The organism is Bacillus sp. FSL R7-0672 (assembly GCF_038601465.1).
GTDB classification, from domain to species: domain Bacteria; phylum Bacillota; class Bacilli; order Bacillales; family Bacillaceae; genus Bacillus; species Bacillus pumilus.
Genome location: NZ_CP152010.1, coordinates 556,594 through 569,146, shown reverse-complemented (window position 1 = coordinate 569,146; position 12,553 = coordinate 556,594). Strand labels below are relative to the sequence as shown.

The following is a 12,553-nucleotide window of genomic DNA, read 5'->3' as shown; positions in this document are numbered from 1 at the left end:
TTTTATTTTATGACGATGGAGGTACTTCCAATGAACATGAGACCCATTGAGCAAAAAGACAACCCGTATATCGCAGCGATTATCCGCCAGTCACTAGAATCGGCGAATCTGGCGATTGAAGGAACCGCCTACACTGATCCCCACCTTGACCAGCTGTTCGAATACTATCAATCATTGACTCATGCAGCCTATTGGATTGCTGAAGAGAATGGCGATATTATGGGCGGCGTTGGCATTGCTCCATTTACTAACGAAATATGTGAATTACAAAAGCTTTATCTGAGTCCAAAGGCACAAGGAAAAGGTGCGGGCAAAAAACTGATGGATACGGCGCTGCAATATGCCTCTACATACTTTGAAGCATGTTATTTAGAAACCCGCCAGGAATTAACTGCGGCTACAGGCCTTTATCAGCGATATGGCTTTTCTCTTCTTTCAGAGCCGCTTGAAGGCTCTGAGCATTCTGCAATGGATGCTTGGTATCTCAAAACCTTTTCATCATGAACAATAAAACAATCGATAGGTTTTTGTCCGCTGAAAGCCTAACTTTTTTGCCAGTTTGATCGAAGTTAGGTGATGGACATCGCAATCCCAATGCGGTGTCCTCTTATTTTCAAGACAACTCTTGATCATCTGCTGACCTGCCAGCTGCGCTAAACCTTTCCCCCGGCAGGCTTCCTCTGTCCAAATATCTATCTCCACACGATCTTCACTTGAAAAAATGGAGACACATTCACTCACCACGTTCTCACCATCTAAGATAGCAACTCCGATTCCTTTTGATAGGAAGCGCGCCGCTCTCCCCCAATAGGCTTCGTAATAGCTAGGAGGAAAAGCCCTGCTTGCCTTGATCACCTGTTCATTTGTCCGCTCTACTCTGTAGCCTGAATGAGTCGCAAGAACATAAGATTTTGCTTGCGAAAAAACGTACGCATGTCTTTCCATCTCATTCAGATGTGACCCAAGACATTTTTTCATCATCACATCTGTTGATTGATTCGCTGAAAATACGGTAAACCGGCCATTTTGTCTTCTCTGCCTTTCGTAAACATCCACAATGAACGCCGAGCAGTGTGACAACTCCTCCTCTCTCTTCCCTGCAACATAATAAATGCCGCATGCTGTTTCGAGAAAATAAATACGAGGGTGCACTGCATCATCTACATAAAGATCCCCTTGTATGAAACCATCCATGACCGCATCTACAAACACTGGATATGCCGGATCGATCTGGCGAATTCCTTCTTTTATCGATGCTGTCCTTTGCTTTTCCAAAAGATGCATGGCGCCCCCTTTTCCAAACATGTTCTTTTTTTCCATTATATATAAAAAAATGCGCGAATGCAGTGACTCTTTGCAACAAGAATTGTTATGCATCAAAATCAAAAAATGGCACAGGCATTGAATCGTCTGAAGCCACAGTCATAAAAAAAAGAGACCTCACTCAAGGTCTCTTTTCTGTTATTCTGCCGCAGGCTCTTCTGCCTTCCCCTTCCAAATAAGGGTTAAGCCTAATCCGAGAAATAAGACAACACCTGCGAATAGAAATGGGAAATGTATATTTTGATCGAATAAAATCCCGCCAAGGGCTGGGCCGAAAATCGTACCTAGGCTTGTGTAGGTAGAGTTCATCCCTGCGACAAATCCTTGTTGATTGCCAGCGATTTTTGATAAGAAGGTCGTTAATGCTGGACGCAATAAATCAAACGCTAAGAAAATCACACATGTGACAATGAGGACTACCATAAAGCCTGAGACGACAGTTGAAACAAAAGCGAGCACCGCTCCAACAATCAAGCATAGCTGAATGACTCTTTTTTCCCCAAGGGTATTTACGAGTTTTCCAAACACCAGCACTTGGATGATGACTGCCACAATCGAGCTGACCGTAATAATCACCGCAATATCTTTTGGACCAAATCCAAACTTATGATTTGTAAACAGGCTGAAGACCGTTTCATACGCAGACAGTCCAAACGCGAGGACAAACACAATGATAAAAGCGATGAGATAGCTTGGATGGATCGATTTTTTCAAATCCTTAAAGAAGGTGGATTCCTTCACTTGATCCATCTGCTTCGCTCGCTCTTCTTTTGTTAATGGCTCCTTTAGTAAAAGCATAGACGAAATGACAGCTATAAAGGCAATCCCTGCTGCAAAGAAGAATGGCAGGCGTACGCCGTATTCTGCGATAAAGCCACCAATTCCCGGACCAATAATAAAACCGGTACTAATGGCCGCTGACACATATCCCATTGCCTTTGATCTTTCTTGAACGGTCGTGATATCTGCGACATAAGCAGTGACAGCAGGCATGATAAATGCCGCACTAATACCGCCTAGCAGCCTTGCAAAATACAGCACATACACGTGTGTCCCAAGACCGAAGACAAGTTCTGATAACGCAAATAGAAATAGTCCTGACACAATCATAATCTTTCTTCCATAACGGTCTACCCATCTCCCTGCAATAGGTGATGCAATGAGCTGAGCCACAGCAAACGCCGCCACAAGGTATCCCATCGTACTCCCTGTTAGATGCATCACATTCATGAATAGCGGCATGACAGGAATAATAAGACCAATGCCTAAAAACGCAATAAATATGTTACTTAATAAAATAACGAGTACAGCTTTTTGCTCACGAATCGGTTTTTGCATGATGTTTGTTTCCCCTTTATTGATTCAATTGTTACTCATGATGGTTGATTCCGTGAATAATCAATGAGATCGCTTGTTTTTGTAATTCTTTTTTCTCTTCGATTGGATCATTTTTATACAACACGTCTAATCCGTAAAAAACGGATAATAATATTTTCACCGTTGACTCGACATGCTGGATCGACCAGCTGCCATCTTTGTTACCTTTAAGTATGATGTCTCTCATCACATCATCAAAGTCGACATCAATCTTGTTCAGCCGTTCCATGACCTCGTCTGATGTAAAGGCACTTGCACAAAATTCCTCACTTGCTCTCATTAATGGGTAGTTAATGCCCATTTGACTGAGCAGCTCTGCAAATCCTGCGAGCTGATCAATGGCCTGGTGCATCGTTTGTTTTTCCTGATGCCACGTCTCCATCATCAAGAGGTGATCCTCTTCCATGATATGAAGGAACAAAAACTCTTTTCCTTTAAAATGGTGATAAAGATTGCCTTTACTAACTTCAGCCGCCTCTAGAATATCTCGCACAGATGTTTCTGAATATCCCTTTTTTGCAAATAAATCACGTGAAGCGGTGACGATTTTTTGCTTCGTCTTCTCGCTCTTTTCAGCCCCGCTTTGTGTACTTGTCATCTTTCACAATCCCTTCTATCTTGCTTTTCTTCATCAGGACAATTCAAAACCGACCAGTTGGTTTATTTTTTTATTATAAATGGATCTTATTCAAAATACAATGAAAAAGTCATCGAAACAATCACTTATGCCATCTCTTCATTTAAACTATCTTAATATTTAACTTCACTTAACTATAAATATTGCCTATAATGAAATAGAGGTGATGTCATTGGATGCAGAAATCATTCATTACAGTAAAAAAATCATTGAATACTCGAATGCACTAGGCTCCATCTATGTAGAAGAGTATCAACGATTTTTAAAACATGAATATGCAGATTTATCAGCCAAACAAGAGCTGACACTTGAATTATTACGGACAAAAACAAGAACAATCAACGAACTAGCTGATTACTTTGCAATTTCGGCAAGTGCCGCTAGCCAGCTTGTATCAAAGCTTGAACAACTTGGCTATGTCATACGAGAAATTAATCCACATAACCGACGGGAAATCATTGTTGATTTTGCTCAAAAGGGGCATGACTTTCACAAGAATACAGAAGAAATTCAATTGCACCTCATTCAAAAATATTATGCAAAGCTTCCAAAAGAAGATTTAAAAACATTATTGTCTCTATACGAAAAAATCTATCAGATTGCGAAAGAAGCGCCTTAATACGGTGTTTCTTTCTCCAACATTTAAGCTAGATAAACTATTAAGGAGATGAAAGTATGGATAGCATTCTTTTAAAAGATGGTCGTCATATTGGTTTGTGTGAATACGGGGATCTTGAAGGATTTCCAGTATTCTTTTTTCATGGAACTCCTGGATCAAGAGTGATGTTTTTAGATGATGACCCCATTTCTAAAGAGCTCGGTGTTCGTCTCATCTGTTTAGACAGACCAGGATTTGGTTTATCTACCCCTCAACCTGACCGTACGATTTTAGATTGGGCAAAAGATGTGTTGGAAGTAGCAGATCATCTCGGCGTTCACCATTTTTCAGTGATGGGTGTATCTGGAGGCGGCGCATTCGCTGCTGGCTGTGCTTATCAATTGCCGAATCGAGTCCTTTCAGCCGCTCTGATTTCAAGTACAACGCCATTTCAAAACGGAAAACCGCCTAAAAGTATGCTCAAAGAAAACAAATTGGCTTTTTTCCTCAGTAAGAAGTTTCCTTGGCTATTAAGAGCAAGCTATCGTTCCCAGAAGAAAATGATTGAGAACAAACCAGAGAAATTTAAGAAGCTGGCTAAAAACGGGAACAAGCATTTACATCCGTGGGACCGTCAATTCCTTCAAACCGATGAGCAGTTAGAGATGATGATGACACATTTACACGAAGCCACTCGTCAATCGGTGGATGAATGTATTCATGAACCAGATTTACTCTCGTGTCCGTGGGCATTCGATATGAAAGATATTCAAATCCCAGTTGATGTATGGCATGGAAAAGAAGATTCCATGGCTCCGTTTGTCGAAATAGAAAAAATGGCTCCTAACATTCCAAACGTCAAAACCTATTATATCGATGAAGCGGGACATTTTCTTACGGATGTAGACGATATTTGGCGAGATATTTTACTCTCTATAAAAACACGTGCAGAAGAGCATCATCAGGAGCACGTATAAAAAAAAGACCCGAAGCTTCGGGTCCCTTTCTTCATTAATACTTTTCATAATATGCCTGCACTTTACTTGGATCTTTTGTCTTCGTTAGAGCGAGCATAAGCAGAATGCGTGCTTTTTGTGGATTCAATGAATCCGATGAGACAAAGTGATGTTCATCATCCATTTTTTCATGGGTCACAATTCCATTTCCTGCACGGCTTGATCTCACGAGGACCACGTCTTTCTTCACGGCATCTGTTGCCCCTTTGATGGCTTCTGTTGACATCGTTCCATTTCCGGCTGCGGCAACGACAATGCCTTTCGCTCCTGCTTTTACTGCTGCATCATACATGTATTTTTGATCATTTTGATAGCCGTATAAAATATCGACTTGTGGTAATTCTTTTATGTTTGATACATCAAATTCACTTTCAGACGTATGTTTTCTTGTTGGTTCGTTATAAAAGGAAACCACTTCACCAGCAATTTCTCCAATGTAGCCTTGCTCAAGAGACTTGAAGGAATCGGTTGTGGTCGTGTTTGTCTTTGTAATAAATCGAGCTGATGCAATTCGGTCATTTAATGTGACCATGACCCCTTTGCCTTTGGCTTCTTTTGTGGATGCAATTTTCACAGCATGATACAAGTTCAGCGGGCCATCCGCACTGATAGCAGACGCTGGTCTCATTGAGCCAACGACCACAACTGGCTTATTACTTTTGACAACCAAATGTAAAAAGTAAGCAGTTTCTTCAAGTGTATCTGTTCCATGTGTGATGACAATCCCATCGACTTGATCATCGTTTAAGAGTTTATTGACTCGTTTGGCTAATTTTAAAAGAAGAGCATCATCCACATTTTCACTGCCTACATTCGCCACCTGCTCACCTGTTACGTTTGCAATATCCTTCAACTGAGGAACTGAAGCAATGACTTTATCGATGCCAAGTGAACCAGATTTATACCCTGTCGTATCTGTATCACTGTCTGAACTGCCAGCAATCGTCCCGCCCGTCGCTAATACCTTAATATTAGACAAGGACTTATTACCTGTTTCTACGGCTGTCGTTTTGTCTTTTGATTCCTTAGATGCGGTTTCGTTTTCGCTTTGATTTTTCTCTTGGGTACTTGTATTGGCACAAGCTGCTGTCGACATTAATAAAACAGAAAGAAGGACAGCACCTAACCATTTTGTTACGTTCATTCGATCATCTCTTTTCTTAAATGTGATGGATTCAAAGCTATATCTCTTTCTATAGGGTTTACTTTATACCAATCCTTCATTCATCAGCATGAGGCGAAAGTTACAGAACCAAATAAAGGCAAAAAGGTCATTATCACAATCATTTCTTTACATCTAAATACCTAACTTTTTTTAAAAAAGATAATATTGAGGTTGTTCAATTATTAACAGTAAACGATGCTAGATCATCAATTTATGATAAAATATAGTAAATTTTACAAAAAGGAGTATACATATTGCAAAAGCTTCAATCATTTCACAAAATCCTAATAACACTATTCCTTAGTTCGATTTTACTCAGTCTGTTCGTATGCTTCTATCCACCGATTCAGGGTGAGCCTACGTTTATGGTATTTTACGTTCCCATCTTTTTTGTTTATTATTTCGTCTTTGCGGTTCCTTTGCAGTTGTTGTTTTCTTTGCAACCAAAGGTTTTCCATCCACTTTATCTAGCTGCTTATTTACTGATTGCAATGGTTGTCATGCTTTTTGTGATTGATGGAATTGGGAGTTCAGTATCTATACCTATCGTCATCATGAGCAGTCTCATCTACTGGATCTTTGATTCTTTGCTTTATCAAAGAACATATGAAAAAAACACCTAATGTGAAGGTGTTTTTAGCTGCTCGAGTATATGCTCACAATGATCCAAGTACGCTTGGCTCAGTAGGAAATCTTTCGGTGCGGCGATCGCCGCTAATGTGATCAGGGCATTGGAATGATGAATGAGCGGATTCAGCATTGAATGCTCTACGTCTCTTATTGTTTGAATATGCAACCATTGAGGTGCTACTTCTTTCTCGTAGATCGTTTTCGTTTCAGCGGAATCTACGTTTCGGTCATTTTGTGCCAAAACCAAATAGATCGGTGATTGGATGCGCTTGATATCTGAAGTGGCATCGGCTTTCATGTTCTTTTGTATGAATTCAAATCGATCTTTTGTCATCTCTTGATCGTCCGTTTTCTTTTGATATGTGCGAAATGCCGCGCCTTCTTCTAATAATTTGTTTTGCTCATCTTCTTTTTCGATTGTTTTTTGAATTTGTTCTTGAGATGCATTCGTTTCTTTTAATGTTTGAAGTGTATTGTACCTTCCCTGTCTCATCCAATTGATAGCAGGCCCGACAAGGATGGAGGCTGTGATATCGGTTCGATCTGTCATTACTTTTGGGATCACCCAGCCCGCTTGGCTTGCTCCCCATAAGATGATTTGTTTTGATTGAAGATTATGCTCTTTCTTCGACCATTTGATCACATTCTCTACTTCCTTTGCACGATCATCCATGGATTGATGCAGCCAGTTTCCTTCTGATTGACCCACCCCGGGCTTATCCCATGATATAGACGCATAGCCTTGCTTTGCAAAGCGTTCCATTAAAGGTCTGTATCCTCCGTCATATGTGGCATTTTGTGGACCATCTCCGTGTACAAAAAGGACAATTCCTTTTATTGACTCCTTCTTAGGTGTTGTGACGATACCTGATAATGTCCCATCCGCAGTCTCCATGACGACTTCCTTTTCATTCATAGCAAAGCTGTTTTCATAAAATACAAATGCTGTGATAAAAATGAATGCCGATGCAGCGATGATCAGCCAAATCCTTTTTTTCAAGTTCTATTCCCCGCTCTCTGTTCAACTGTATACACCATGGAATCTTGGTACGTGACAGAGACTGGTACATTCTCATATAAGATCATATAAGAAGGCTGGTCAAACGGAGCTTCGTGTAGAAAAGCCTCAATTTCTTCAATGACTTTCTCTTCATCTTCGGCTAAAAAACTTTTAACCGCGTAAGAACCTGCATCCAGTCTCACATCGTAATCCTGTTCATTTGATACATAATAAGAAATGGTTAAGTCATCTTGCAGATTGATCACATAATATCTCTCCTCAAAAAGAGACAGATCCAGCTCCTTTTGGTGAACGATTTGTTTAAAGTCGAGCTCTGTTTCACTCTTTAGAAGATGATCTGGGATCTGTTTCAAATAACGAATTGGCCGATCTTGAGTCGTTGTTTGATTAAGCTGAAGGCTGTTTTGAATCGACAGCATATGCTCCAGACGCTGTTTCACTTCGCTCAATTCCTGTAATTGCTTCTCGACCTGATCCAGCATACCTCGATAGGACAGGGTCATACCGGGTTCTTTCGAAAAGCTCTCGCTGATATCTTTTAAAGAAAACCCCGCCTTTTTTAAGAAGAGGATTTGATAAAGGGTGTAAATTTCTTTTTCATCAAATAATTGGTATCCATTTTGAGCGACCTTCGCAGTGCGGACGAGATCCTGTTCTATATAATGACGAAGCGTATACTTTGTGATGTTTAATAGCTTACATACTTCTCCACTTGTTACATACGTCACTAGATTCCCTCCTTGTGTACATAGTCTAAACCATGTGGTTACCACACAGTCAATCATGCCATAAAAAAATCACCGAGGACATCTTCCCTCAGTGATGTGTCATTTCTATTTCATACTTGGACCAGCATGTGAAAAAATCGGATCTTTCAATTCAAAATCAAATGTCTTGCCGTCAACAATACCGACTGTTTTTTCATGATCATACAGCTCGAGCAGACAAGCTGCCATTTCTTTTGATGTATGATATTTCTTGATATTGCCTTCATATTCGAATTGATCTACATCTAATGAACGCTTTGCAAATTCCGATTCTGTTGCAGAAGGTGCTAATATTTTTGCCTGTAACTTAGCTCCCTTTTCTTTCAACTCTAGTGCCAGTCCTTCTGTAAAGGCACTCACGTAAAACTTTGTGGCCGAATAGGTGACGGCATTGCCGACGACTGTATAGCCCGCTCTTGAAGAAATGTTGATCAGCTGAGCCCCTTCTACTTGCTCATAATCACGAACAAATAAAGTGGATAAAATCGTTAAGGCTTCGATATTCAGATGAAGCATATCTCCAATTTTACTTACATCCTGTTCTCCTATCGAGCCGAAATGGCCGAATCCTGCATTATTAATGAAGGTGTCGAGCTCATATTCAGCCAATGATTCATAAAATGAATACACTTGCTCCATGTCGGTTAAATCGACAGACTGTATATTTACTTCGATATCGGGATATTGATCAAGAATCTCCTTCTTCAGTTCTTGGAGTTTCTCGAGCCGGCGTGCAGCTAAAATAAGATTTTTGCCTCGTGCTGCAAAGGCCAGTGCCGCCTCATATCCAATACCTGAACTTGCTCCTGTAATGACTGTATAGCTCATTTTATATCCCCCTATGAACGTCTTCTAACTAGTTAAATTATAACGACAGCACTTTGCTCTAGTCAATTTTGAAGAGAATCACAGGGGTGACTTGTCTAGCTTCATTCATCATGTTGGAGGATGTCATGTTGAGATTTTTTTGTTAATTTGTGAAAAACCAATTGGTAGGAATGTTCGATTAACTCCTCTACAAATGAAGCTGGAATGTCTGCATCAAGGTAAATGGAATTCCAATGAGTCTTATTCATATAATAGCCCGGAATAATCCCCTCATGCATCTCTCTTAGTTCTTCAGCACGTTGAGGGTCACATTTTAAAGTGATAACAGGCTTTCGATTCGCATCTCCGCCCATCATAGCAAACATCTTTCCACCAATATGATATCGATCTGCCTGCCATTCTGGCTGATAATCATGGGTGACTCCTTTTAAAGAAAGACAAAATGCCTGTAGATTCTCTTTTTCCATTAGATTCGCTCCTTTTTTAAGTCTACTATTCTTTCTATTATATCGACTATAAAGGCATATATCTGATCTTTTTCATTCACTTCACAACAATAAAGCACAGGCCCGCTAGGTTCTGTGCTTTTCTATCAATGCTTCTTTCTTATTCAAACGCCTTCTTCAATTGATCACTCATGAGATGCCAAGCCTCTTCAGCTATTTCTAAATCTCCGGCATGCGTGAAGGCGTGGGGAACTCCTTTAAACTGTCTGTACGTGACGTCTATCCCTGCTTCTTTTAACTTCTCCGCATATTGTTCGGCTTCTTGAGCTAGCGAATCTCTTTCAGCTGTGATAACGAGAGCTGGTGGCATTTGTGCCAAGGATGAACGATCGGCAAAGATTGGAGAAACGAGCGGATTGCGCGGATCTTGGCCTTGCAGATAGAAGGCATTAAAGAGCCTCGCCATTTCAACTGGGATCGCTTCTTCAAACGCTGGCTTTTGTGCTGGATCAGTGGCTAAATCAAGTGGCGGATAATCAAGCACTTGATAGACAATCGGGAGTTGGTTCCCTTTTTGAATATTTAAGAGACAAGCAGCCGTTGCCAAGTTTCCTCCTGCGCTATGTCCGCCAATGGCTACTCTATTAGGATCTATTTGAAGCTCATCAGGGTGTTCATACAGCCACTTCAGCACATCATAGCATTCATGAAGAGCGGCTGGTAAAGGGTGCTCTGGAGCAAGCTGATACTTTACATTGACGACGATACATTGGGCTCGGTCTGCAATGACCGGACACCAGTGGTTATCCATTTCAGCACTGCCTAGAATAAATCCTCCGCCATGTAAATTCACAAAAACGGGCAGCGGCTGCTTTGAAGTGTTAACTGGCTTAAATACCCATACCTTTGTTTCGCCAGCACTTGTTGGAATGTCATATTCCATTTTATTCACTTCAGGAGGATGGACTGGTTTTAGTTCCGATTGACTCGGTAATGAACCTTCAGCCGGTTGACGTAATGACTCAGCGATTTTGATTTGTTCTTGTAAGTTCATGATCTCAGTCTCCTGTCTTATTTATTTCTTCTTAACTCATTCGTTTCTTTTTCATCTTTTCCTTCTACTGAATCAGCAGCACATTCTCATTGGTTCACTTTTTATCTATCTCCCCATTTTCGCCCTCTTTGAAACAAGCATTGAGAATATAAAAAAAGCACTGCGGCGCTAAGTCCTCAGTGCTTTTCATCTGTTTTATGAAACTTGCTGTTCTACCTTCACTCGTTTAATAAAGAAAGCGATGATCAAACCAATGACAGTCATGATCACAGCAAAGATAAATGCATGCTGGACGCCATTTGTAAAGGCGAGCAGCTTGTTCATCGGATTTGCAGGATCAGCCACATTTTCCATAAAGCTGCGGGTTCCTGATGAAAGGATCGAAATACCAACCGCAGTACCAATGGCTCCTGACACCTGCTGCAATGTATTCATAATCGCTGTACCATGCGGATATAGCTCTGGCGGCAGCTGATTTAATCCATTTGTTTGTGCAGGCATCATGATCATCGCGATGCCGACCATTAATGTAATATGAAGGGTCACAATGTATCCAATCGATGTATTCACACTTAGATTGGTAAAACCTAACATCGTCACTGCGACGATAGCAAGCCCTGGAATCACAAGCCATTTCGGTCCAAACTTATCAAATAAACCACCCATGATTGGAGATAGCAGACCGTTGATAATTCCACCTGGCAATAGCATTAAACCTGCTGTAAAGGTCGTTAGTGCCAAGGATGTTTGCAGATACAATGGCAAAATCATCATAGCAGACAGCATGACCATCATACACACTAAGATCAGCAGTAACCCAATGACAAACATCGGATATTTAAACGGGCTTAAGTTCAGCATCGGTTCCTTCATATTCAACTGTCTGAGAGAGAATACAAGAATCCCAATGACACCTACTGCAATTGCAACGATCACATGCATACTGCTCCAGCCGCCGCCTTCACCGGCACTACTAAAGCCATACACAATTCCTCCGAAACCAATGGTTGAAAGCACAATCGATAAGATGTCGATTTTCGGTCTTGTTGGTTCTGTGATATTTTGCATAAAGATAAAACCAAAGACGAGTGCAGCTATTAATAGCGGAAGTGAAATCCAGAAAATCCAATGCCACGTCAGCGATTTCAAAATAAGACCAGAGACCGTTGGACCAACAGCTGGTGCAAACATGATCACAAGACCTATAATCCCCATAGATCTGCCTCGTTTATGAGGCGGGATGATCACCAAAATCGTATTGAACATTAATGGAAGAAGCAATGCTGTTCCGACTGCCTGTACGACACGTGCCACCATTAAAATACTAAAGACTGGTGCAACTGCTGCGATAAAAGTTCCAATGATCGAAAAGACGAGCGACGTCATGAAAAGCTGTCTTGTTGTAAACCATTGAAGAATGAGTCCTGAAATTGGTACGAGAATACCAAGTGTTAATAAATATCCTGTTGTTAGCCACTGAGCTGTCGTCGCTTCAATTCCAAAGTCTAACGTTAAGCTTCTCAGCGCCATATTTAGTGCCGTTTCACTGAACAAGCCAATAAAACCGGCTGTAATAAATGAGATAATAATGGGCAGCGTTCGAATATGAGAAGCTGCTGCTTGCTGTTTGTTCATAGTAGGTTGGCTCCTTTTCTTTTTCAATTTAAATCAATCATAGGAAGTGAGGACGG

Annotated in this window: 14 protein-coding genes; 4 read left to right on the top strand and 10 right to left on the bottom strand. The window is 40.9% G+C overall.

Annotated features, from left to right (window positions below):
- The first annotated feature begins 30 nt into the window (after window positions 1-30).
- Entirely contained in the window at window positions 31-504 is a 474-nt protein-coding gene (locus tag MKY18_RS02785) for a GNAT family N-acetyltransferase (protein ID WP_185108423.1), read from the top strand.
- Here MKY18_RS02785 and MKY18_RS02780 read toward each other — a convergent pair.
- The 3 genes from MKY18_RS02780 to MKY18_RS02770 form a co-directional block, all read right to left on the bottom strand.
- The gene (locus tag MKY18_RS02780) at window positions 499-1,305 is read right to left on the bottom strand and encodes a GNAT family N-acetyltransferase (protein WP_342497710.1); all 807 of its coding nucleotides are present in this window, start codon (window positions 1,303-1,305) and stop codon (window positions 499-501) included. The genes MKY18_RS02785 and MKY18_RS02780 overlap by 6 nt on opposite strands.
- Window positions 1,306-1,461: 156 nt before the next feature.
- A complete protein-coding gene (locus tag MKY18_RS02775; protein WP_044140601.1) occupies window positions 1,462-2,661 on the bottom strand; it encodes an MFS transporter in 1,200 nt (399 codons plus the stop codon).
- 31 nt (window positions 2,662-2,692) lie between these two features.
- Window positions 2,693-3,298: a TetR/AcrR family transcriptional regulator gene (locus MKY18_RS02770; RefSeq protein WP_003213833.1), complete on the bottom strand. Its 606-nt coding sequence runs from the start codon at window positions 3,296-3,298 to the stop codon at window positions 2,693-2,695.
- A 205-nt stretch (window positions 3,299-3,503) separates the two neighbouring features.
- On the opposite strand from MKY18_RS02770, the gene MKY18_RS02765 reads away from it, so the two are divergent.
- Both MKY18_RS02765 and MKY18_RS02760 read left to right on the top strand, forming a co-directional pair.
- Window positions 3,504-3,956, top strand: coding sequence for a helix-turn-helix domain-containing protein (locus MKY18_RS02765; RefSeq protein ID WP_342497709.1), 453 nt, complete (start codon window positions 3,504-3,506; stop codon window positions 3,954-3,956).
- A gap of 56 nt (window positions 3,957-4,012) precedes the next feature.
- Complete coding sequence (locus tag MKY18_RS02760; RefSeq protein WP_185108421.1) at window positions 4,013-4,912, top strand: alpha/beta hydrolase; 900 nt, start codon at window positions 4,013-4,015, stop codon at window positions 4,910-4,912.
- A 34-nt stretch (window positions 4,913-4,946) separates the two neighbouring features.
- On the opposite strand, the gene MKY18_RS02755 is transcribed toward MKY18_RS02760, so the two are convergent.
- Window positions 4,947-6,095, bottom strand: a complete 1,149-nt coding sequence (locus MKY18_RS02755; protein ID WP_185108419.1) for a type II asparaginase — start codon at window positions 6,093-6,095, stop codon at window positions 4,947-4,949.
- 275 nt (window positions 6,096-6,370) lie between these two features.
- On the opposite strand from MKY18_RS02755, the gene MKY18_RS02750 reads away from it, so the two are divergent.
- Window positions 6,371-6,739 (top strand): UPF0715 family protein, encoded by a 369-nt coding sequence (locus tag MKY18_RS02750; protein WP_081277116.1) that lies wholly within the window; start codon window positions 6,371-6,373, stop codon window positions 6,737-6,739.
- On the opposite strand, the gene MKY18_RS02745 is transcribed toward MKY18_RS02750, so the two are convergent.
- The 6 genes from MKY18_RS02745 to MKY18_RS02720 all read right to left on the bottom strand — a co-directional run bounded on the left by MKY18_RS02745 (window position 6,736) and on the right by MKY18_RS02720 (window position 12,497).
- Window positions 6,736-7,746 (bottom strand): alpha/beta hydrolase, encoded by a 1,011-nt coding sequence (locus tag MKY18_RS02745; protein WP_065097492.1) that lies wholly within the window; start codon window positions 7,744-7,746, stop codon window positions 6,736-6,738. The two genes, MKY18_RS02750 and MKY18_RS02745, sit on opposite strands and share 4 nt — an antisense overlap.
- Window positions 7,743-8,495, bottom strand: coding sequence for a MerR family transcriptional regulator (locus MKY18_RS02740; protein WP_065097493.1), 753 nt, complete (start codon window positions 8,493-8,495; stop codon window positions 7,743-7,745). Before MKY18_RS02740 ends, MKY18_RS02745 begins: the two co-directional genes overlap by 4 nt.
- A 105-nt stretch (window positions 8,496-8,600) precedes the next feature.
- Window positions 8,601-9,362 carry an SDR family NAD(P)-dependent oxidoreductase gene (locus MKY18_RS02735; RefSeq protein ID WP_050945638.1) on the bottom strand — a complete coding sequence of 254 codons (762 nt, stop codon included), beginning with the start codon at window positions 9,360-9,362 and terminating at the stop codon, window positions 8,601-8,603.
- Window positions 9,363-9,463: 101 nt separating this feature from the next.
- On the bottom strand, window positions 9,464-9,829 hold the full coding sequence (locus tag MKY18_RS02730; RefSeq protein ID WP_003213869.1) for an MmcQ/YjbR family DNA-binding protein: 366 nt from the start codon (window positions 9,827-9,829) through the stop codon (window positions 9,464-9,466).
- A 139-nt stretch (window positions 9,830-9,968) separates the two neighbouring features.
- Window positions 9,969-10,862 (bottom strand): alpha/beta hydrolase, encoded by an 894-nt coding sequence (locus MKY18_RS02725; RefSeq protein WP_342497708.1) that lies wholly within the window; start codon window positions 10,860-10,862, stop codon window positions 9,969-9,971.
- Window positions 10,863-11,057: 195 nt separating this feature from the next.
- The gene (locus tag MKY18_RS02720; protein ID WP_044140593.1) at window positions 11,058-12,497 is read right to left on the bottom strand and encodes a DHA2 family efflux MFS transporter permease subunit; all 1,440 of its coding nucleotides are present in this window, start codon (window positions 12,495-12,497) and stop codon (window positions 11,058-11,060) included.
- Window positions 12,498-12,553 lie beyond the last annotated feature (56 nt).

Bases quoted from the DNA above. Each gene is read 5' to 3' on its own strand.
- MKY18_RS02785 (WP_185108423.1), top strand. From the start codon at position 31: ATGAACATGAGACCCATTGAGCAAAAAGACAACCCGTATATCGCAGCG.
- MKY18_RS02780 (WP_342497710.1), bottom strand. From the start codon at position 1,305: ATGTTTGGAAAAGGGGGCGCCATGCATCTTTTGGAAAAGCAAAGGACA.
- MKY18_RS02775 (WP_044140601.1), bottom strand. From the start codon at position 2,661: ATGCAAAAACCGATTCGTGAGCAAAAAGCTGTACTCGTTATTTTATTA.
- MKY18_RS02770 (WP_003213833.1), bottom strand. From the start codon at position 3,298: ATGACAAGTACACAAAGCGGGGCTGAAAAGAGCGAGAAGACGAAGCAA.
- MKY18_RS02765 (WP_342497709.1), top strand. From the start codon at position 3,504: ATGTCATTGGATGCAGAAATCATTCATTACAGTAAAAAAATCATTGAA.
- MKY18_RS02760 (WP_185108421.1), top strand. From the start codon at position 4,013: ATGGATAGCATTCTTTTAAAAGATGGTCGTCATATTGGTTTGTGTGAA.
- MKY18_RS02755 (WP_185108419.1), bottom strand. From the start codon at position 6,095: ATGAACGTAACAAAATGGTTAGGTGCTGTCCTTCTTTCTGTTTTATTA.
- MKY18_RS02735 (WP_050945638.1), bottom strand. From the start codon at position 9,362: ATGAGCTATACAGTCATTACAGGAGCAAGTTCAGGTATTGGATATGAG.
- MKY18_RS02730 (WP_003213869.1), bottom strand. From the start codon at position 9,829: ATGGAAAAAGAGAATCTACAGGCATTTTGTCTTTCTTTAAAAGGAGTC.
- MKY18_RS02725 (WP_342497708.1), bottom strand. From the start codon at position 10,862: ATGAACTTACAAGAACAAATCAAAATCGCTGAGTCATTACGTCAACCG.
- MKY18_RS02720 (WP_044140593.1), bottom strand. From the start codon at position 12,497: ATGAACAAACAGCAAGCAGCAGCTTCTCATATTCGAACGCTGCCCATT.